The organism is Pseudomonas helleri (assembly GCF_001043025.1).
Lineage (GTDB): Bacteria > Pseudomonadota > Gammaproteobacteria > Pseudomonadales > Pseudomonadaceae > Aquipseudomonas > Aquipseudomonas helleri.
The window spans coordinates 71896-89953 of sequence record NZ_JYLD01000002.1 but is presented as its reverse complement, the minus strand read 5'-3'; the positions used below and the strand labels follow the sequence as shown (position 1 = coordinate 89953).

At 57.8% G+C, this 18058-nt stretch carries 18 protein-coding genes; 9 read left to right on the top strand and 9 right to left on the bottom strand.

What is annotated here, in order from left to right; translation table 11 throughout:
• Positions 1-26 precede the first annotated feature (26 nt).
• From TU84_RS03090 to guaA, 3 genes are all read left to right on the top strand, one after another.
• The gene (locus tag TU84_RS03090) at positions 27-575 is read left to right on the top strand and encodes a hypothetical protein (protein ID WP_048367066.1); all 549 of its coding nucleotides are present in this window, start codon (positions 27-29) and stop codon (positions 573-575) included.
• A gap of 131 nt (positions 576-706) precedes the next feature.
• Positions 707-2176, top strand: coding sequence for an IMP dehydrogenase (gene guaB, locus TU84_RS03085; protein ID WP_048367064.1), 1470 nt, complete (start codon positions 707-709; stop codon positions 2174-2176).
• A gap of 125 nt (positions 2177-2301) precedes the next feature.
• The gene (gene guaA / locus TU84_RS03080) at positions 2302-3879 is read left to right on the top strand and encodes a glutamine-hydrolyzing GMP synthase (RefSeq protein WP_048367063.1); all 1578 of its coding nucleotides are present in this window, start codon (positions 2302-2304) and stop codon (positions 3877-3879) included.
• 289 nt (positions 3880-4168) lie between these two features.
• Here the strand turns inward: guaA and TU84_RS03075 are convergent, their stop codons facing one another.
• The gene (locus tag TU84_RS03075; RefSeq protein WP_048367062.1) at positions 4169-6580 is read right to left on the bottom strand and encodes a TonB-dependent siderophore receptor; all 2412 of its coding nucleotides are present in this window, start codon (positions 6578-6580) and stop codon (positions 4169-4171) included.
• Positions 6581-6741: 161 nt separating this feature from the next.
• Entirely contained in the window at positions 6742-7617 is an 876-nt protein-coding gene (locus TU84_RS03070; RefSeq protein ID WP_048367061.1) for a LysR family transcriptional regulator, read from the bottom strand.
• 132 nt (positions 7618-7749) lie between these two features.
• Between TU84_RS03070 and lldD the strand changes: the two genes are divergently transcribed.
• Positions 7750-8889, top strand: coding sequence for an FMN-dependent L-lactate dehydrogenase LldD (gene lldD / locus TU84_RS03065; RefSeq protein WP_048367060.1), 1140 nt, complete (start codon positions 7750-7752; stop codon positions 8887-8889).
• Positions 8890-8902: 13 nt separating this feature from the next.
• Positions 8903-9931 (top strand): FUSC family protein, encoded by a 1029-nt coding sequence (locus tag TU84_RS03060; RefSeq protein ID WP_048367059.1) that lies wholly within the window; start codon positions 8903-8905, stop codon positions 9929-9931.
• 29 nt (positions 9932-9960) lie between these two features.
• Here the strand turns inward: TU84_RS03060 and TU84_RS03055 are convergent, their stop codons facing one another.
• Entirely contained in the window at positions 9961-10272 is a 312-nt protein-coding gene (locus tag TU84_RS03055) for a hypothetical protein (RefSeq protein WP_048367058.1), read from the bottom strand.
• A 117-nt stretch (positions 10273-10389) separates the two neighbouring features.
• Here TU84_RS03055 and TU84_RS03050 point away from each other — a divergent pair, with 117 nt between their 5' ends.
• The 3 genes from TU84_RS03050 (at position 10390) to TU84_RS03040 (ending at position 12197) form a co-directional block, all read left to right on the top strand.
• Positions 10390-10947: a putative periplasmic lipoprotein gene (locus TU84_RS03050; protein ID WP_048367057.1), complete on the top strand. Its 558-nt coding sequence runs from the start codon at positions 10390-10392 to the stop codon at positions 10945-10947.
• 155 nt (positions 10948-11102) lie between these two features.
• The gene (locus TU84_RS03045; RefSeq protein WP_371928999.1) at positions 11103-11642 is read left to right on the top strand and encodes a chalcone isomerase family protein; all 540 of its coding nucleotides are present in this window, start codon (positions 11103-11105) and stop codon (positions 11640-11642) included.
• 30 nt (positions 11643-11672) lie between these two features.
• Positions 11673-12197: a DUF3833 domain-containing protein gene (locus TU84_RS03040; protein ID WP_048367055.1), complete on the top strand. Its 525-nt coding sequence runs from the start codon at positions 11673-11675 to the stop codon at positions 12195-12197.
• Position 12198: 1 nt separating this feature from the next.
• Here TU84_RS03040 and TU84_RS03035 read toward each other — a convergent pair whose 3' ends face one another.
• Genes TU84_RS03035 through TU84_RS03010 form a run of 6 tightly spaced genes read right to left on the bottom strand, consistent with a single transcriptional unit; the run spans position 12199 to position 17166 of the window.
• A complete protein-coding gene (locus TU84_RS03035; protein WP_048367782.1) occupies positions 12199-12702 on the bottom strand; it encodes a DUF2878 domain-containing protein in 504 nt (167 codons plus the stop codon).
• Entirely contained in the window at positions 12699-13967 is a 1269-nt protein-coding gene (locus TU84_RS03030) for an SAM-dependent methyltransferase (protein WP_048367054.1), read from the bottom strand. The genes TU84_RS03035 and TU84_RS03030 overlap by 4 nt, the downstream gene beginning before the upstream one ends.
• Positions 13954-14745: a DUF1365 domain-containing protein gene (locus tag TU84_RS03025; RefSeq protein ID WP_048367052.1), complete on the bottom strand. Its 792-nt coding sequence runs from the start codon at positions 14743-14745 to the stop codon at positions 13954-13956. The genes TU84_RS03030 and TU84_RS03025 overlap by 14 nt, the downstream gene beginning before the upstream one ends.
• The gene (locus TU84_RS03020; RefSeq protein WP_048367050.1) at positions 14742-15989 is read right to left on the bottom strand and encodes an NAD(P)/FAD-dependent oxidoreductase; all 1248 of its coding nucleotides are present in this window, start codon (positions 15987-15989) and stop codon (positions 14742-14744) included. The genes TU84_RS03025 and TU84_RS03020 overlap by 4 nt, the downstream gene beginning before the upstream one ends.
• Complete coding sequence (locus tag TU84_RS03015) at positions 15986-16747, bottom strand: SDR family NAD(P)-dependent oxidoreductase (protein ID WP_048367049.1); 762 nt, start codon at positions 16745-16747, stop codon at positions 15986-15988. The genes TU84_RS03020 and TU84_RS03015 overlap by 4 nt, the downstream gene beginning before the upstream one ends.
• Positions 16744-17166, bottom strand: a complete 423-nt coding sequence (locus TU84_RS03010; protein ID WP_048367048.1) for a nuclear transport factor 2 family protein — start codon at positions 17164-17166, stop codon at positions 16744-16746. The genes TU84_RS03015 and TU84_RS03010 overlap by 4 nt, the downstream gene beginning before the upstream one ends.
• Positions 17167-17703: 537 nt before the next feature.
• On the opposite strand from TU84_RS03010, the gene TU84_RS03005 reads away from it, so the two are divergent.
• Entirely contained in the window at positions 17704-18057 is a 354-nt protein-coding gene (locus TU84_RS03005) for a winged helix-turn-helix transcriptional regulator (protein WP_048367046.1), read from the top strand.
• Position 18058 lies beyond the last annotated feature (1 nt).

Sequence of the window (18058 nt, the reverse complement as noted above, 5' to 3'; positions counted from 1 at the left end):
TCTTTTTTCTTATATGTGCCGTACCCATGAATTCGCAAAGCATCATCGTTCCTAAAATCTCCACCTTGCCGGTCCACGAGCCGCGTGCCCGCGCGATCGTGCGCTGGCTGGTGCGTAAAAACATCATTGAAGAAGAGCTCAGCACCTGCGGGCGCAATGGCAGCGCCATGGCCTACGCCATCGCGCCGGGTGCCGCCAGCGTGGTGTTGCACCCTGAAGCGCTGCCGTTCGGCCACCCGATCAACGGTTTGGAGATCATCACCAAGCGTTGCATCTACACGCCGGTCAAAGGTTTTCTGGAAGAAGCAGGATGCGCCGAGTGCCGCAAGGAAGTCGGCGAGGCGCTGTTCGATAGCCTCGAAGAATGGATGCCAGGGCACACGGACAACTTTGTTTGCCCTCTGTGTGGCCATGAAGACGACATCAACGGCTTCCTGTTTTTGCAGCCGTGCGGCTTCTCCAACCTGGGGTTTATTTTCAATAACTGGGCCGAGGCGGGGTTCAAGCAAAGCTTCCTCGACGAGTTTGCCGACTGGCTGGATCAGCCGGTGGCGTGGGTCAAAGTCGAGTTGTAAGGGCTTTTTCTGCCTCGCGGGTCAATAAATCATGGCTTTTAGCGCAAAACTCTCTAAAGGTTTCCGTTGAGAGCCACAGGTGTTTTGAGTACAATGGCGCGCTTCCATTTTCCCGCTCGGGAGCCCCAGCGATGCTGCGTATCAGCCAAGAAGCACTCACCTTCGATGACATCCTTCTCGTTCCCGGTTATTCCGAGGTTCTTCCGAACGAAGTCAGTCTAAAGACTCGTTTGACCCGTGGCATTGAACTGAATATTCCGCTGGTCTCCGCCGCAATGGACACCGTCACTGAAGCCCGTCTGGCAATCGCCATGGCTCAGGAAGGCGGCATCGGCATCATCCACAAGAACATGACCATCGAGCAGCAAGCTCACGAAGTGCGCAAGGTCAAACGCTACGAAGCCGGTGTGGTTAAAGAACCCATCACTATCGAAGCTGACGCCACGGTGCGTGAACTGTTCGAATTGACCCGCCAGCACAATATCTCCGGCGTTCCGGTACTGCACAATGGCGACCTGGTCGGCATCGTGACCTCCCGTGACGTGCGCTTCGAAAGCCGTCTGGAAGCCACCGTTCGTGAAGTGATGACGCCTAAAGAGCGTCTGGTCACGGTCAAGGAAGGCGCCGATAAGGACGAAGCCCGTGAACTGCTGCACAAGCACCGCATCGAGCGCGTGCTGATCGTCGACGACAGCTTCGCCCTCAAAGGCATGATGACCGTCAACGACATCGAAAAAGCCAAGGCATACCCGCTGGCCAGCAAGGATGACCAAGGTCGTCTGCGCGTAGGCGCTGCTGTAGGTACTGGCAAAGACACCGAAGATCGCGTTACAGCCCTGGTGGCTGCTGGCGTTGACGTGGTGGTAGTCGACACCGCTCACGGTCACTCCAAAGGCGTGATCGACCGCGTGCGTTGGGTCAAGCAGAACTTCCCTGAGGTACAGGTCATTGGCGGCAACATCGCCACTGGCGCTGCGGCTTTGGCTCTGGCAGAAGCTGGCGCTGACGCCGTTAAAGTCGGTATCGGCCCAGGCTCGATCTGCACCACCCGTATCGTAGCCGGTGTTGGCGTTCCGCAAATCAGCGCGATTGCCAACGTGGCCGCAGCCCTTGAAGGCTCGGGCGTACCGTTGATCGCCGACGGCGGCATCCGTTTCTCGGGTGACCTGTCCAAGGCCATCGTGGCCGGTGCTTCCTGCGTCATGATGGGCTCGATGTTTGCCGGTACTGAAGAAGCTCCGGGCGAAATCGAATTGTTCCAGGGCCGTTCGTACAAGGCTTACCGCGGCATGGGTTCGCTGGGTGCGATGTCGCAGTCCCAAGGTTCTTCCGACCGTTACTTCCAGGACTCCTCCGCGGGTGCCGAGAAGCTGGTGCCGGAAGGCATCGAAGGTCGTGTTCCGTACAAAGGGTCGCTCACCGCGATCATTCACCAACTGATGGGCGGTCTGCGTTCCTCGATGGGTTACACCGGCAGCGCCGACATCGAGCAAATGCGTACCAAGCCTGAGTTTGTACGCATCACCGGCGCTGGCATGGCTGAATCCCACGTCCACGACGTGCAGATCACCAAAGAAGCACCTAACTATCGAGTCGGCTGAAGCCGCTAGCTAGAAGCCCCAAGTTATAAGCTGCAAGCGGTACTGTTTTATGACAGCTACCGCGCAGCCCCGATTACTTGCAGCTTGCAGCTTGAAGCTTGCAACTGCTTTTTAGAGTTTCTCCTATGTCCCTCGACATTCACGCTCACCGCATCCTGATTCTGGACTTCGGTTCTCAGTACACCCAGTTGATCGCCCGTCGCGTTCGTGAAATCGGTGTTTACTGCGAACTGCACCCGTTCGACATGGACGACGCAGCGATCCGCGAATTTGCCCCTAAAGGCATCATCCTGGCCGGTGGCCCGGAGTCTGTACACGAAGCCAACAGCCCGCGTGCACCGCAAGCGGTATTTGACCTCGGCGTGCCGGTTTTCGGTATCTGCTACGGCATGCAGACCATGGCTGAACAGCTGGGTGGCAAGGTTGAAGGTTCCGAGCTGCGTGAATTCGGTTATGCCCGCGTAGACGTGGTCGGCAAAAGCCGCCTGCTCGACGGCATCGAAGACCACATCGACGCTGACGGCCTGTTCGGTCTGGACGTGTGGATGAGCCACGGTGACAAGGTCACCAAAATGCCATCCGACTTCCACGTTCTGGCCAGCACCCCGAGCTGCCCGATTGCCGGCATGTTCAACGACGAGCGTGCTTACTACGGCGTGCAGTTCCACCCGGAAGTGACCCACACCAAGCAGGGCGGTCGCATCCTGTCGCGCTTCATCCTCGACATCTGCGGCTGTGATGCGCTGTGGACGCCGTCGAAAATCGCGGAAGACGCCATCGCCACCATCCGTGCCCAGGTTGGCACCGACAACGTCCTGCTGGGCTTGTCCGGCGGTGTTGACTCCTCGGTAGTAGCAGCGTTGCTGCACAAGGCTATCGGCGACCAACTGACCTGCGTCTTCGTCGACAACGGCCTGCTGCGCCTGCACGAAGGTGACCAGGTGATGGCCATGTTCGCAGAGAACATGGGCGTTAAAGTGATCCGTGCCAACGCTGCCGACCAGTTCCTGAACAACCTGGCTGGCGAAAACGACCCGGAGAAAAAGCGCAAAATCATCGGTCGCACCTTCATCGACGTATTCGATGCCGAGTCCAACAAACTGGACAACATCAAGTACCTGGCGCAGGGCACCATCTACCCGGACGTGATCGAGTCGGCTGGCGCTAAAAGCGGCAAAGCCCACGTCATCAAGTCGCACCACAACGTAGGTGGCTTGCCGGAAGAAATGAACCTCAAGCTGGTAGAACCCCTGCGTGAGCTGTTCAAAGACGAAGTCCGCCGTCTTGGCCTGGAACTCGGCCTGCCGTACGACATGGTCTACCGCCACCCATTCCCGGGCCCGGGCCTGGGCGTGCGTATCTTGGGTGAAGTGAAAAAGGAATACGCCGACCTGCTGCGTCGTGCTGACCACATCTTCATCGAAGAACTACGCAAAGCCGACTGGTACCACAAAGTCAGCCAAGCCTTCGTTGTGTTCCAGCCGGTTAAATCGGTTGGCGTTGTAGGCGATGGCCGTCGTTACGCCTGGGTAGTTGCCCTGCGTGCCGTCGAAACCATCGACTTCATGACCGCGCGTTGGGCTCACCTGCCTTACGAACTGCTCGAAACCGTGAGCGGTCGCATCATCAACGAAATCGAAGGCATCTCGCGCGTCACCTACGACGTATCGAGCAAGCCACCGGCAACGATTGAGTGGGAGTGATTGGGCGTCCGGCACTGACTGGCACCAATTAGCAAGAAACACCCTTAAGCCCGCGTAATTGCGGGCTTTCGGCTTTTTGGGTCTGGCAAATTCTGGCAGCTCTGTGCATCGCCAAGCACCGTGTTGGTGTGGCTTGGTACGGCGCGTCACTTTGAAAGCGCAAAGTAACCAAGCGGTTTTCGCCCCAACCACTCGGTGCCTCGCTGTGGCTCGGCACGCCCTCACCATCAATAACTCGCGAGCAAGCTCACGCTTACATGTGGGGCGCTGATCAGGGGGCTTCTGACGTTTAGAAGGCGTAGACCAAGGTGGCCGTTGCGCTACGTGGGGCGCCATACCAGCCACGAGAGCCAATCGCGGTGTAGTAGCTCTTGTCCAGCACGTTGTTGAGGTTTAGCGAAACGCTGGTTTGCGGGGTGACGGCGTATTGCGCCATCAAATCGACCACACTGTAAGCGCCCTGTGAGAACGTCTCATTGTTAGGCCCGGCACCTTTGTAGTATTCGGTGCCTTGCCAGCGCACACCTCCGCCCACTTTCAATTGCGGGAGTGAGCCAAGGCGATAGCTGGTAAACAGCTTCACCGTGTCGCGAGGCACTTCAGTCAAGAGGCGCTTATCATCCGAGTCTTTTACCTCGGCATAGGTATAGCTGGCCAAGACCTGCCAATCGGGCAGAATTTCACCCGCCATTTCCATCTCAAAGCCGCGGGTTTTGGTGCCGGACTCGGCGCGGTAAGCTTGATTGCCGTCCGGCGCCAATTGGTTGCCATCAGCCACCGCAAGGTTGTCTTGGTGTACCTCAAAGACGCTCAGTGCCGCGGTCAAACGCTTGTCCCAGAACTCGCTCTTGATGCCCAACTCGTAGTTCACGCCTTCTTTAGGGTCCAAATAGCTGCCATTGACGTCTTTGTAGTTCTGCGGTTGGAAAATCGTGGTGTAGCTGGCATAGGCCGACCAGTTATCGTCGATGTCATACACCAAACCCAAGTAAGGCGTCACGATCCCGTTTTCAGTGCGCGAAGTTCGTTTGACAGTGCCGGTCGACAGGGTGGTGGCGGCTTCATCGCGTCTCCAGTCAATCACCCGTGCCCCAGTGATCAACGACAGATCGTCTGCCAGGCTCCAGCGAACCGAAGCGACTAAACCATCCTGTTTTTCATCCAGTGCATCACGTGAAGATTTGGTGTAGACGGCATCGGGTATAGCCAGTGAGCCATCCCATGTGTAGATGTTGTCGATGTCTTGAAACGACCACAGTGGGTAGCCATCATTTCGGTAATACGACTTGGAGTGGCTGGCCCCCAGATACAGTTGGTGCTCGCGAGTGAACAGCTCAAAAGGGCCGGTCGCCGACACGTCGAATGTGGTTTGGCGAGGCTCACCAGACCAACGCCCAGTCCACGTACTGATACCACTGCCATCTGGCTTCACAGTGCCGCTTGCGGCCGTGGCGAAGGCGTCGTCATAGCTGCGGCGACTGTGTTCGGCGTTGAACTTGAGATGCCAGCCGTTATCCAGTTCGTGATCCAGGGTGGTGAACAGCGTCTTGGTCCTACGCTTGTGATAGCCCCAGTCTGCGCCCGAGTTGAACGAGCGGGACGGGCTGAAGTGACCGCCATCGGAGGTAAACATTGGAAAACCGTGATTGCCGGCTCCTTTGTTGTCCATGTCCTGATATTCCGCACCGACTGTCAGCATCGTGTCATCGGTGACGTCCCATTCCAGCACTCCATATGCCACCTGCCGTTCCAGGGTCTGGCGGTCAATGTAACTGCGGCTATCACTGCTCGACGCGACGAAACGTCCACGTACATTGCCGCTTTCGGACAATTTGCCGGAAATGTCCAGCTCAGCACGGTAGTCATCCCAAGAACCTGCCTTAAGCGTGAGCGTGCGCTTGGTTTCAAGCGTCGGTTTTTTGCGAATCAAGTTGACGGTGGCGCCCGGGTCCCCGGTCCCCGACATCAGCCCCGTCGCGCCGCGTACCACTTCGATCCGGTCATAGGTGACAGTGTCAGAAAGGTCATCACTGAACCCGAATGTGTCAGGCCGATTAACCCCGTCAACCTGAATGTTGCTGATTTCAAAGCCCCGCACATAAATGTGATTAGAGTCGCTACCGGCGGGCCCCATGCTCTCGACCACCACGCCTGGGGTCTGCTCAAGTACCTGGGTCACATCGTTCAAGTTCAAGTCTTCAATCAACTGACGTGTCACCACGCTGATCGATTGCGGCGTCTCGCGTGCGGACAGGCGCAGACCGGTCGCGGTGCTTGCCGAGCCCGTGGCATAACTGCCTGTCCCTTCGGTCGTGACGCCCAACCCCGTACCGGAGACGGTCGTTGCCGCCAGCTCCATTGAATCCGACGCGTTAGATCGCGCCAGTACGTAGCGCTTGTCTCCCACTTGCTGGAACTTCAGACCGCTGCCTTGCAGCAGTAGGGCAAGGCCCTGCTCCGGCTCGTAATGCCCCTGCAACCCCGCCGTGCTCAAGCCAGCCGTTTCTTCGCTGCTAAAGCTCACTGTCACCCCGCTTGCAGCGGAAAACGTGTTGATCGCATTGGTGAGAGATCCTGCCGAAATCATGTAACTGACGGGTTCGGCCCACGCGCCGCTAGTGGCCAATAGCGAGCCGGAAAGGCTAAATGCCAGCGCGACACTGCGCAGACTGAAAGGCGGGGAAGAGGTACAAGCGGACATCCATTGGCTCCTGTCTAGTGGTCATTATGTGATCCATAGAGAGAAGACGAATTGCCAATGGGAATCTTTTACAAAAAATTTAAATTGCGTCGACCCCTTCGCAATGGCGCTCTTAAAAGCCCATCGCGGTCGTTCGCTTTTCGGTATTGGATCTTGTTGGACTATCTCAGCTCTTTGGCCAGCTCTAACCAGGCTATTGCAGCCGGAGGCAAATGCGCACCGGCACGCCAAGCCAGTGCGATGTTCCAATCCGTATCTGGCTCTTCAAGAGGTACCAGAGCGATGCCAGCATGTTTATGTTTTTGCGCAAGCATTCGCGGTAAAAATGCTACACCCAAACCAGCGGCTACCAGGTCGGCGATGAAATCAATTTGCCCGCTGCGGGCTGTCACTCGGGGCACAATCGCTCTTCGATCACATGCGGCCATTATTAATGAGTTAAGTGCAAACCCCTCCTCAAAGAGGATGAATGGCGAATCCGCCAGATCACTGAAGTTGATCCGCTTGCGTTGCGAAAGCGAATGGGCGCCAGGCAGTACAGCCACTAAGGGCTCGTTACGCACTTGCTGATAAGCGAACGTTTCATCGATCGGAATCAGTAGTGCAGCCAGGTCCACCTCTCCGGCCTCCAGGCACTCACGCAGTTTCTTACTCCCATGCTCTATCAGTTCTATATTCACCCTCGGATAACGGCTGCGATAAGTGGCAAACATCTGAGCGAACAACACCCCACAGCCTACAGGCGGCAAGCCGATCCGCAGCGTACCGCCCTTCAGATCCCGCAGATCATTGATCTCTGCGATCAGATCGTTGCGCTCTGCGAGTAAAACCAGTGCGCGTCGAAAGGCAATCTCACCGGCGGCCGTCAACTCGCTTTTATGGCCGATACGGTTCAAGAGTGGTGTTCCCAGTTCATCTTCGAGCGTCCTGACCGCCTTGCTGACTGAAGACTGAGTCAAAGACACCACCTCAGCGGCTTGTGAGAACCCTCCCTGGCGCACCACTTCTACAAACACTCGCAGCGTTCTGAGATTCATGTGTATTCCAATAGCGACTTATTTTGAGTAGGAAAAGTTGTTTTTATCATGATCAACAAACCCTTATCGTGAAATCCATTCAGCAACCTCCTGCGTCGCTGAAATTTTCTAGACACATAGGAGTTGTAGAGAATGATTATTTCATCGGCGTCCGACTATCGCGAAGCTGCCAGACGCAAGTTGCCGCGATTTCTATTCGACTACATCGACGGCGGCGCCTATGCCGAACACACACTGCGGGCCAATAGCTCTGACCTTGCCAGCATCAGCTTGCGTCAACGCATCTTGAGAAATGTTGACAGCCTGAGTCTCAAGACGACGCTATTCGGGATGGAACAGAGTCTGCCGATCATCCTCAGCCCCGTTGGACTGACCGGTATGTACGCCCGTCGTGGTGAAGTGCAAGCGGCCAAGGCTGCGGCCACGAAAGGCATCCCCTTTTGCCTGTCCACAGTATCGGTCTGCTCGATTGAAGAGGTTGCTTCCCAGAGTCCGCAATCGATCTGGTTTCAACTCTATGTGCTCAAGGATCGCGGGTTCATGCGTAATGCCTTGGAGCGCGCTCAAGCAGCTGGCGTTACCACGCTGGTGTTCACCGTAGACATGCCGACACCAGGCGCTCGTTACCGTGATGCCCACTCGGGCATGTCCGGTCCATTCGCAGCTACACGGCGCATCCTGCAAGCCACTACTCGGCCGGATTGGGCGTTGAATGTCGGTATCCTCGGTCGCCCGCATGATTTGGGCAACATCTCCAAGTACATGGGCAAAGCCACCACCCTGGAAGATTATGTTGGCTGGTTAGGCAATAACTTCGACCCCTCCATCAGTTGGAAGGATTTGGAGTGGATCCGCGAGTTTTGGAAGGGCCCGATGATTATCAAGGGCATCCTTGATCCACAGGACGCCAAGGACGCAGTCAGTTTTGGCGCTGATGGCATCGTGGTCTCCAATCACGGCGGTCGCCAATTGGACGGTGTGCTGTCCACCGCCAAGGCTTTGCCTCCCATTGCCGACGTGGTGGGCGATGACCTGACGGTGCTGGTGGACTCCGGCATTCGTTCCGGGCTGGATGTTGTGCGTATGCTCGCGTTAGGCGCCAAGGCGTGCCTGCTGGGGCGTTCGACGGTTTACGCTCTGGCCGCCGACGGACAGCGCGGGGTCGAGAATATGCTGGATATCTTCTCGAAAGAAATGCGCGTGGCAATGACGCTCACGGGGGTGACCTCGATTGACAAGATCGATCGAACCGCACTGGTTTCAGTTGAGTAGTGAAGGTTCGATCATGTCGCAATCACTGACCGTTAAGATGTTGCAAGCGGTACGCAATGTGCCCATTGGCTACGTAGTGTGTGGTGGGATTGTCTGTACTGTGCCGGCGCTCCTCGCGGCTCGCTTGCACAACCCTTTGTTCTGTTGGTCAGCGATTGCCGCATTCTGGAGCTATCTGTCGATTCCGAGCAATAAGTCCCCAAAAGATTGTATTGTCGGGCTGGTTTTCGGCATGACCGGCGCCGTGGCGTCAGGGCTAGGTGCCTGGACGATGGAATGGCCGCCGCTGGCGATAGTGCTGTCGGCCCTCTTCGCGTTTGCGGGTGCTTACGCCCAGGTTTGCGGCGCGCGCATCAGCATTCCTGCTTTGCTGACAGCGACGGCATTTGCGGTATCCACTGCATTCCCGGCAAAGGACTTTGCCCAGGGACTGGATTATGCACGTTACTTTCTCTACGGCAGCTTATGGGCTACAGGCTCCGCATTCCTGTTCCAATGGTGTCAGAACGATCATTCTGATGCTGTTAAGCCGCCAGTTTTATGGTCGGCCCTCAGAGAAAATTTCACACCCAAATCTAACCTCTTTCTGCATGGTCTTCGCGTAGCGCTGTCGGGAGCCCTGTCAGTCTGGATGGTTCAATTGTGGTCGTTGCATTACGGCTACTGGATGACCCTCACGGTGTTTCTGATCATGCAGCCCTACATGTCTTCAACGTTGAAGATGTCTCTGGAACGCGTCGGTGGCACCTTCTTGGGGGGAGCCATTGCTGCCGTTCTTGGTTACGTAATCCATGATCCGGTTTTGTTGGCTGCACTGATACTGCCTGTCTCTATTGGCACCCTGGCTGGGCGCTCTGTGAGCCACATCAGCTATTTAATGTTCCTCACTCCCCATTTCATTCTGGTCGCGCAGATTGGCCAGTCAGGAGGATCGGAGCTCGATTTGGTATTTTTACGGATGCTCTACAGCACCGGTGGTGCACTTTTAGCGATCATTGCTTCGCTTGTGATTTTTCCTCGCTGGCAAACGGCTGAGCCGTAAAGGAACGTGCCGTCTCTTTTGCCATTGCGCTACCGCCGACCTTCACACACCGGTGACTCGCCAATGCGGCCTTGCTTGCACAGGTCCAGGTTGTCCCTGCGCTTGAACCCTGCGTCCTTCATGCAGTTGAACCGCGTCAGCACAACATCAATTGGCGAGGTGTCGCCCACGCCATCAAGATTGGTGTACCCGCAAGCACGCATGGCGTTGTCGACGCCCGCTTGGGTGACGCCCTTTTTGTACCACTGTGTGTAGGCTCCGGGTGGCGGTTGAAAGCCTCTGCCTGTGCAGCCGACCAGTAACACAGCGCAAAAACTCAGCAACAGGTACTTCGTGCTCATGGCGCTAATCCTTTAGGGTTTGGCTCGGATAAGGTGTGAAGCTCCCACAGCGTACAGGGAACTTTCCTTCAGCAAATGGTTCAATACGGTCCTTCTCTTAACGTGTTCAAGGATCGAATGAAAACTTATCTGGCCTTTCCGTTAGCCATCGCACTCGCTGTTGCGATGACCGGTTGCAGTAGCCGCAAGGCGGGTGATCTTACGTCAGCGCCGGTGGTGCCACTGGTCATGAATGATCATCAAGCCAGCGTGACGTTCCGCACCATCGGCGGTGAGGGCGATCACCCTGTCAGTTACATGTACGGGTATACCAATATTGGTATTGATAGCGCGGGTGACCGGGTTTATGACACGGCTTACTTCAAGCGCATACCGGCGTATCTGAAGCGAATGGCCGGTGGCACTGACAGCATCAGCAAGCTGGTCGAGGCTGACAAAACCTTGTACGTAGAAGGGCAGGTCAAGGCCAAGCAGTTCACCTTCAACGGTATCCCCATGCCGACACCGTTCGACAAAGAACAGCCCGTTGCGCAGCAATTCACGCCACAGGCCAAGAAGAATTACGTGGTAGAAACCGTGATCGCCGACACTTGGGTTACGAGCGTGTATGAAGTGTCTACAACCGGTGAGCGCAAAAACGTTGGCGCTCCCGCTAAAGATGCCGCCGCAAAGTAATCGCGTCGTGATGCAACCACGTCGAAGCCCGCGTAATTGCGGGTTTTTACTTTCTGGTCTCCCGATCTTTTATCCTCCTTTCATACATAACCTGTACAAATCGATAATTTCGTATAAGTTTTCAAGACGTCCATTGAGTGTTGTGGAGGTCTCCCATGGCTATGCCGATGGACCGCTTGACCCGCTGCGTGATCTGCCTTGCTTTGCTGCTCCAGAGCGCAGAACTGTTGGCGGATTGGCGTGAAGCTTTACCCGATGCTCACTTGCTGGGTAGCGGGGAGATGCGCATGTTCGGTTTCTCGATTTACAACGCGAGCTTCTGGAGCCCACGCCAACCGTTGCGTGCTGACACGCCTTTTGCGCTGGAGCTGACCTACAGCCGTGCGATCAGTCGCGACGATCTGGTCGAGGCCAGCCTCAAGGAAATCCGCCGCCTGGCGCCCGGCCCTCTGAGCCCTGAGCTGGCGGCACGCTGGGAGCGGGAGATGCAGCAAGCGTTTGTCGATGTACGCCCCGGTGACCGCATCACCGGCGTTTACAGACCAGGCGAGGGCGTGCGTTTTTACGTCGGCGACACGCTGCAGCACGTGGTGAAAGATGATGCGTTTGCCAAAGCCTTTTTCGCGATTTGGTTGGACCCGCGAACCCGCAACCCACAGCTGCGTGCCCAATTGCTGGGAGAGGCCAAACCCTGAAATGACCCCTTCGCTACCGAGGAAATGCACATGTTGAAGCTATGGGTAATGTTGCTATGCGTAGGCCTTGTCAGTTGCAGCAGGGTCGATGTGCAGACTTACAGCCAAGAGAAGCCAACGTTTGAGGTGCGCCAGTTCTTTGAGGGGCGGGTTGAGGCCTGGGGGATGTTTCAAAAGCGTTCAGGTGAGGTCGTCAAGCGCTTCCATGTGCAGGTCAACGGCCACTCAGAAGGCGACAAGCTGATCCTCGACGAGTCGTTTACCTACAGCGATGGTACAAAGCAAAAACGGGTTTGGACGCTGACCCCGGCGGGCCCCGGCCAATGGCGCGGAACTGCCGGTGACGTGGTGGGCGAGGCCCGTGGCGAAGTGGCGGGCAACACGCTGCGCTGGAACTATGTGCTGAACCTGCCGGTGGACGGCAAGGAGTATGAGGTTCAGTTGGACGACTGGATGTACATGATGGACAAAGACACCCTGATCAATCGCTCGTACATGACTAAGTTCGGGGTAGAGGTGGGGCAGATCACCTTGTTCTTCCGCAAGCAGCCCTGAATCAACGTGCCGGGTGCCCGGCGACCCAGTGCAGCGCGGGCATCAGCATCGCCCAAATGAGTGCGAGCACTAGAAGGCTCGGCCAAACACCCAACGGCAGGCCCACACCTGCCAACGTCGCGCCGCCCCAATAGGAGAGCGGCCCCGCGACAGCGCCCAGCAGGCTGCCCAGCCACCAAGGATGTTTTGTCCAGTTGAGGCTGTAGTTCAAAGTGCTGGCGAAAAGCAGCCAAAGCAGCGCCAGCCATAACGGCAGCATCACGGTGTTCCCCGAAAAGGTGAACAACCCGAGGTGCATCAGCGCGCTGTCCAGCACCCAGCCGCAGGCTGCCACCCGCAGCACGCCGCGCCATTCATTAAACGCCTTTGCCACCCACCCTAGTTGCAGCGCCAGGCAGGCGATGGCAACCAGCAACAGCCAGGGGCGATGCGCGCCCCACACACACGCGAACCATCCCAGTTGGAAAAGCCCGGCATTCAGAAACAGCCGGCCACGCCCGTTCAGGCTTTTAGCCCATAGGGCTGCGGCCTGGCCCCAGGTTTGGCGAGCAGCAGATGCGCGGTGCCGATGCTGCGCTCCAGAAAGCCGCCTTCGCAGTAGCACAGGTAAAACTCCCACAGGCGATAAAACGTCTGGTCATAGCCCAGCGCTTCCAGGCTGTGCTGGTTGCTGCGCAGGTTGTCGTGCCACAGGCGCAGCGTACGTGCGTAATCCAGCCCGAAGTCTTCCATGTGGTGCAGGTTCAGGTCGGTGTCGCGGCTGATGGTGCTAAGCATGGCTGTCACCGAAGGCAGTGCGCCGCCGGGGAAAATGTAGCGCTGGATAAAGTCGACGGTTTTTTTCGCCTGCTCGTAGCGCTGGTCCCGAATGGTGATGGCTTGCAACAGCATCAGCCCGTCATCGTTGAGCAGGTGGGCGCACTGTTTGAAATAGGTAGGCAGGAAACGGTGGCCGACGGCCTCGATCATCTCGATAGAAACCAGCTTGTCGTAGGTGCCCGTCAGGTCACGGTAGTCCTGCAACAGCAGGGTGACGCGGTCTTGTAGGCCCAGTTCGGCAATCCGTTTGTGGGTATACGCAAACTGCTCATGGGACAGGGTCGTGGTGGTGACTTTGCAGCCGTAGTGGGTGGCTGCATACAGGGCCATGCTGCCCCAGCCTGTGCCGATTTCCAGCAGGTGGTCGGTGGGTTTGAGGTCGAGCTTTTCGCAGATGCAGGCCAGCTTGTTCAGTTGGGCCTGTTCGAGGGTGTCGCTGGCGGAGCGGAACATGGCTGCGGAATACATCATGGTCGGGTCGAGCAGTTTTTCGAACAGCGCGTTGCCCAAGTCGTAGTGCGCTGAAATGTTGCGTTGCGAGCCTTGGCGCGTGTTGCGGTTGAGCCAGTGCAGGGCTTTTGCCACCGGGCGGCGTAGCAATGCCAGGCCGCGCTCCATGTCATCCAGCACGTCAAGGTTGGCCACGAAAATGCGGATCACCGCCGTCAGGTCGGGGCTGCTCCAATACCCATGGATATAAGCCTCGCCCGCACCGATGGAGCCATTCAAAGCCACCATGGGCCAGAAGGCCGCGTCATGCACTTCGAGTGTGCCGTGCAACTCGGCATCTGGCTGGCCAAAGCTCAGGGGCTCACCGTCGACCGTGACCAGCAAATGCCCATGGCGCAGTTGGGCCAGCTTGCGCAAAACGCCTTTTTTGAGCAGACGTGCGCCTAGTCCACTGGCCGCAGAATCACCGGTACTGGTGGGGTTCAGACTAGGGTTTGTCATGGCGAGACTCCAAATGGGCGGTGCGCTGTTCACCGTCGGCGGCTTCATGGGAAAACACGGGCGTGCGTTTAAGCAGCAGGCGCAGAGCCTGCCAATAAATAGCGAGTACGGTTTTGCCGGTGATCCAGGGGAACTCCAGCAAGTGGCGATGCAGGCTGTGGCGCGTCAGTTCGATGCGCTCCAGGCCCATGCCCGCCTCAAAGACTTTTTGCTCGCCCTGCCAGTCCTGCATGGTCACGTTCAGTTGTTGCTCCGGCGCAGAGAAACGCATGCGGTACTCCAGATCGCGAGGCAGAAAGGGCGAGACATGAAAACTCTTGGCCACCCGATGGCGTGACTCGCCGCTGGCGTGGGTCGGCAGCACGTAGTGGTAGCGTTCCCGCCACGGCGTGTTGCTGACTTCGCAGAGGATGGCGGCCAGGCTGCCATCGGCTTCGAAGCAGTAAAACAGGCTGATGGGGTTGAACGACAAGCCCCAACTGCGCGGCTGCGTGAGCAGGCAGATGCGCCCTTGCGGGGCGTGGCCCAAGGCCTGCTCAACAACCGAACGCACGGCATCACTGAGCGTTACGCCCTGGCGCGTGGCGTGGGGCAAGTAGTCTGTTTCGCGGAAGGTAAAAGCGCCCCAGCGCGAACGCCCGGCCAGCCACGACAGGCCCAGCACTTGCGCTTGCTCGGCAAGGTCCAGATAAAGCATGCCCATGCGATAGCGAAATGCGTGGGCGCGCGGCAGCAACCGACGGTGGCTGACCCAGCCGCGGTAGAGCGCGCTGTTCATAGCTGTTCTCCGAAGGCTGCGGCCACGCGCAAGCCGCTGACTACGCCGTCTTCATGGAAACCGTTGGCCCAGTAGGCACCGCAGAAGTAGCTGTGTTTCACCCCTTGCAGTTCTGCCCAGCGTGCCTGCGCCTCTACGCCTGCCAAGGTGTATTGCGGGTGGGCGTAGCGGTAGCGGCCAAGGACGGTGCTCGGGTCAATCGCCTCGTTCTGATTGAGGCTGACGCAAAAGGTCGTGTCGCTTTGCAGTCCTTGCAGGATGTTCATGTTGTAAGTGAGCGCGGCGGGTTGCCGGGTGGAGCCGCCGAGGCGGTAGTTCCAGCTTGCCCAGGCCAGACGGCGGTTCGGCAACACACGGGTGTCGCTGTGCAGCACCACATCGTTATCGGCGTAGTGCAGCGCCCCGAGTATTTTGCGTTCGGCCTGGCTGGGCGCCGCCAGCAGGCTCAGGGCCTGATCGCTGTGGCAGGCGAACACCACGCTGTCAAAACGTTCAGTGCCCGCGGCGCTGTGCAGGGTTACCCCGCCAATGTCGCGCTCAACCCGGTGCACCGGGCAGTTCAGGCGGATGCGTTCGGCAAAGCTGGCGCTCAACGCCGTGACATAACTGCGCGAACCGCCGCTGATCACCTGCCACTGCGGGCGGTTGGTTGCCGACAGCAGCCCGTGATTTTTAAAAAAGCGCACAAAGAACTGCAGCGGAAAACCCTGCATGTCGGCCAGTGACATCGACCAGATCGCCGATCCCATCGGGACGATGTAGTGATCGATAAAGCGCTGCCCGTAGCCCTTCTGTTGCAAGTAGTCACCGAGGGTGGTGTCAGCGGCGATGCGCTGTTCGTGCAGGTCGCGCAGGGCTTCGCGGTTGAAGCGCAAAATGTCACGCAACATGCCCCAGAAGCCCGGCGACAGCAGGTTGCGCCGCTGGGCAAACAGGCTGTTGAGGTTGTTGCCGTTGTACTCGGTGCCCGTCTTCGGATCGCGAACCGAGAAGCTCATCTCGGTGGGTTGTGAGGCCACGCCCAGTTGATCCAGCAGGCGGATGAAGTTGGGGTAGGTCCAGTCGTTGAACACGATAAAACCGGTGTCGATGGCAAAACGTTCGCCCTTCACTTCAACATCAACCGTATGGCTGTGGCCGCCCACCCAGTCACTGGCCTCAAACACAGTAATGTCGTGCTTGCGGTTGAGCAGATAGGCGCAGGTCAGGCCGGAAATACCGCTACCGATGATGGCTATTTTCATGAAGATTCTTCTGTGTCAGGACGCGCCATGCGTTTGCCCAGGGACAATTGCAGGCGTTTAGGCAAAGCCGCCAGTAAGCGAAGGACAGCGATAAAGGGGCCGGGAAAGGCGATTTCCAAAGGTCGTTTGTCGAGGCGGGTAGCGATGTAAGTGGCCGCTTTATTCACTGGCCAGCGCATTGGCATCGGGAAGTCATTGTGTTGGGTCAGCGGCGTATCGACGAAGCCCGGGCTGACCACCGTGACGTCGATACCCTCGTGGGCCACGTCGATGCGTAACGACTGAAACAGATAGCGCATCGCCGCTTTGGAGGCGCCATACGCTTCGGCGCGGGGCAGCGGCAAGTAGGTCACCGAGCTGCACACGGCCACCAGATGCGGCCGCTTGGCCTTGCGCAACAGCGGCAGCGCGGCTTCTACGCAATAGGCCGCGGAAAACACATTGGCGCGCATCACGCGCTCAATCATGTTGGCCTCGAAGTGGCCCGCGTCCAGATACTCGCAGGTGCCGGCATTCAAGATGACCTGATCCAGATAGCCCCAGACCTGCCCGATTTGTTCGCCGATGGCTCGAACCTGGAGCGGATCCGTCAGGTCGCCGGGTAGCGCCAGGACCTGTTGCGGGAACGCCGCGTGCAATGTCTCCAGAGCTTGGGCATTGCGCGCACTCACGGCCAGCAAATGGCCCTGATTCAACAGGATCTCTGCCAGAGCCGCGCCAATGCCGCTGCTGGCGCCGGTGAGCCAGATGCGCTTCATGCCAGCCTCCCTTTCAACCAGCCAATCGCGGGGCCCATCAGCGGCAGATGCTCATAGAGCAGGGCGCCTGCATCGAAATAGTCGCGGTGCTGGTAGACCTTCTCGTGCCACAGCAGGTGCGAACAACCAGCCACGTCTATGCGTTGGCCACGGCTCAGACGCGGGTGCCGATAGTGCAAGGTCCAGCGCAGATACCCGCTACCGTCCTGCACCGGGTCATAACCGTGAAAGGTGAAACCCAGCTCGCTGACGTTGGCGTAGAGTTGCGCAAAATAGGCTTGCAGCGCTGCCAGGCCGTGGATCTCATGCAGCGGATCCCGAAAGTGAATATCGTCGCTGTACAGCTCATGGAGCGTATGCAAATTGCTGGCATCCAGTGCGGCAAAACGGCGGGCGAAATCGTGCAGGAAGTCAGACACAGTGCCTCCCGCAACCCGATAGGTCGCCGTGCCGGGCTAAGCGGCTGATCCCGAGTGGGGCGGTGTCTATGGCATCGAGCATCTGACTCCCTCCTTTTCTTGTACAAAGAAAATATCTTGTACAGGTTTTTAGAGAATAGGGAGCGTGTTGTACAAGTCAATTAATTTGTATAACTATTTGCGCGATGGGGTGGTTTAGAAGGGCATAGGCGGGAGTTGCCGGTCGGGACGCGATGTTTAAAAGATCGCGAGGCAAGCTCGCTCGTATCAAACAGAAAATAACGGATTGATTCTAAAGGCCCTGTAGGAGCGAGCTTGCTCGCGATCTTTTGATCTTGATCCAAGAGCCCCTCACCCTAGCCCTCTCCCGAAGGAGAGGGAACCGATTGGGGGATGCTGAAGATACTCGCTGTCCTGTTTGCTGCGCGACAGCGCGGCGTCGTAGACAGGGCGGCAGCTCCTGCAGTTGGTGTTTTGCTTATGTGGGCCACACTGTGTCTAATTACGGGCTGTGAGCCTTATCCGGAGACGCTGGCGATGACCAACAGGGTGTTCAACTTTCCTATCGATGCAACGATTCAGGCCATCGGTGGGCGCTGGAAGTGCGCGATTCTTTGTCACCTGATGGAAGGCCCCAAACGCACAGGCGAGTTGCTGCGCCTTATGCAGCCCTTGTCATCGAAAGTGCTCTCCGAGCAACTCAAGGAGTTGCAGAGCGACCACCTGATCGACCGTGAAGCGTTCCCGGGCAAGGTGCCCAAGGTGGTTTACCGGGTGACCGAGCTGGGTCGCACCTTGCAGCCGATTATCGATGCGATGTGTCAGTGGGGCGCGCTGCACGCGGGCAATCCGCTGCCCGCTGAATCTGCAGCGCAGGTCACTGAGGCCTGAC

What these genes read in the sequence shown, in the direction of transcription:
- TU84_RS03090 (WP_048367066.1), top strand. Translation starts at nt 27, where the DNA reads ATGAATTCGCAAAGCATCATCGTTCCTAAAATCTCCACCTTGCCGGTC.
- guaB (WP_048367064.1), top strand. Translation starts at nt 707, where the DNA reads ATGCTGCGTATCAGCCAAGAAGCACTCACCTTCGATGACATCCTTCTC.
- guaA (WP_048367063.1), top strand. Translation starts at nt 2,302, where the DNA reads ATGTCCCTCGACATTCACGCTCACCGCATCCTGATTCTGGACTTCGGT.
- TU84_RS03075 (WP_048367062.1), bottom strand. Translation starts at nt 6,580, where the DNA reads ATGTCCGCTTGTACCTCTTCCCCGCCTTTCAGTCTGCGCAGTGTCGCG.
- TU84_RS03070 (WP_048367061.1), bottom strand. Translation starts at nt 7,617, where the DNA reads ATGAATCTCAGAACGCTGCGAGTGTTTGTAGAAGTGGTGCGCCAGGGA.
- lldD (WP_048367060.1), top strand. Translation starts at nt 7,750, where the DNA reads ATGATTATTTCATCGGCGTCCGACTATCGCGAAGCTGCCAGACGCAAG.
- TU84_RS03060 (WP_048367059.1), top strand. Translation starts at nt 8,903, where the DNA reads ATGTCGCAATCACTGACCGTTAAGATGTTGCAAGCGGTACGCAATGTG.
- TU84_RS03055 (WP_048367058.1), bottom strand. Translation starts at nt 10,272, where the DNA reads ATGAGCACGAAGTACCTGTTGCTGAGTTTTTGCGCTGTGTTACTGGTC.
- TU84_RS03050 (WP_048367057.1), top strand. Translation starts at nt 10,390, where the DNA reads ATGAAAACTTATCTGGCCTTTCCGTTAGCCATCGCACTCGCTGTTGCG.
- TU84_RS03045 (WP_371928999.1), top strand. Translation starts at nt 11,103, where the DNA reads ATGGCTATGCCGATGGACCGCTTGACCCGCTGCGTGATCTGCCTTGCT.
- TU84_RS03040 (WP_048367055.1), top strand. Translation starts at nt 11,673, where the DNA reads ATGTTGAAGCTATGGGTAATGTTGCTATGCGTAGGCCTTGTCAGTTGC.
- TU84_RS03030 (WP_048367054.1), bottom strand. Translation starts at nt 13,967, where the DNA reads ATGACAAACCCTAGTCTGAACCCCACCAGTACCGGTGATTCTGCGGCC.
- TU84_RS03025 (WP_048367052.1), bottom strand. Translation starts at nt 14,745, where the DNA reads ATGAACAGCGCGCTCTACCGCGGCTGGGTCAGCCACCGTCGGTTGCTG.
- TU84_RS03020 (WP_048367050.1), bottom strand. Translation starts at nt 15,989, where the DNA reads ATGAAAATAGCCATCATCGGTAGCGGTATTTCCGGCCTGACCTGCGCC.
- TU84_RS03015 (WP_048367049.1), bottom strand. Translation starts at nt 16,747, where the DNA reads ATGAAGCGCATCTGGCTCACCGGCGCCAGCAGCGGCATTGGCGCGGCT.
- TU84_RS03005 (WP_048367046.1), top strand. Translation starts at nt 17,704, where the DNA reads ATGACCAACAGGGTGTTCAACTTTCCTATCGATGCAACGATTCAGGCC.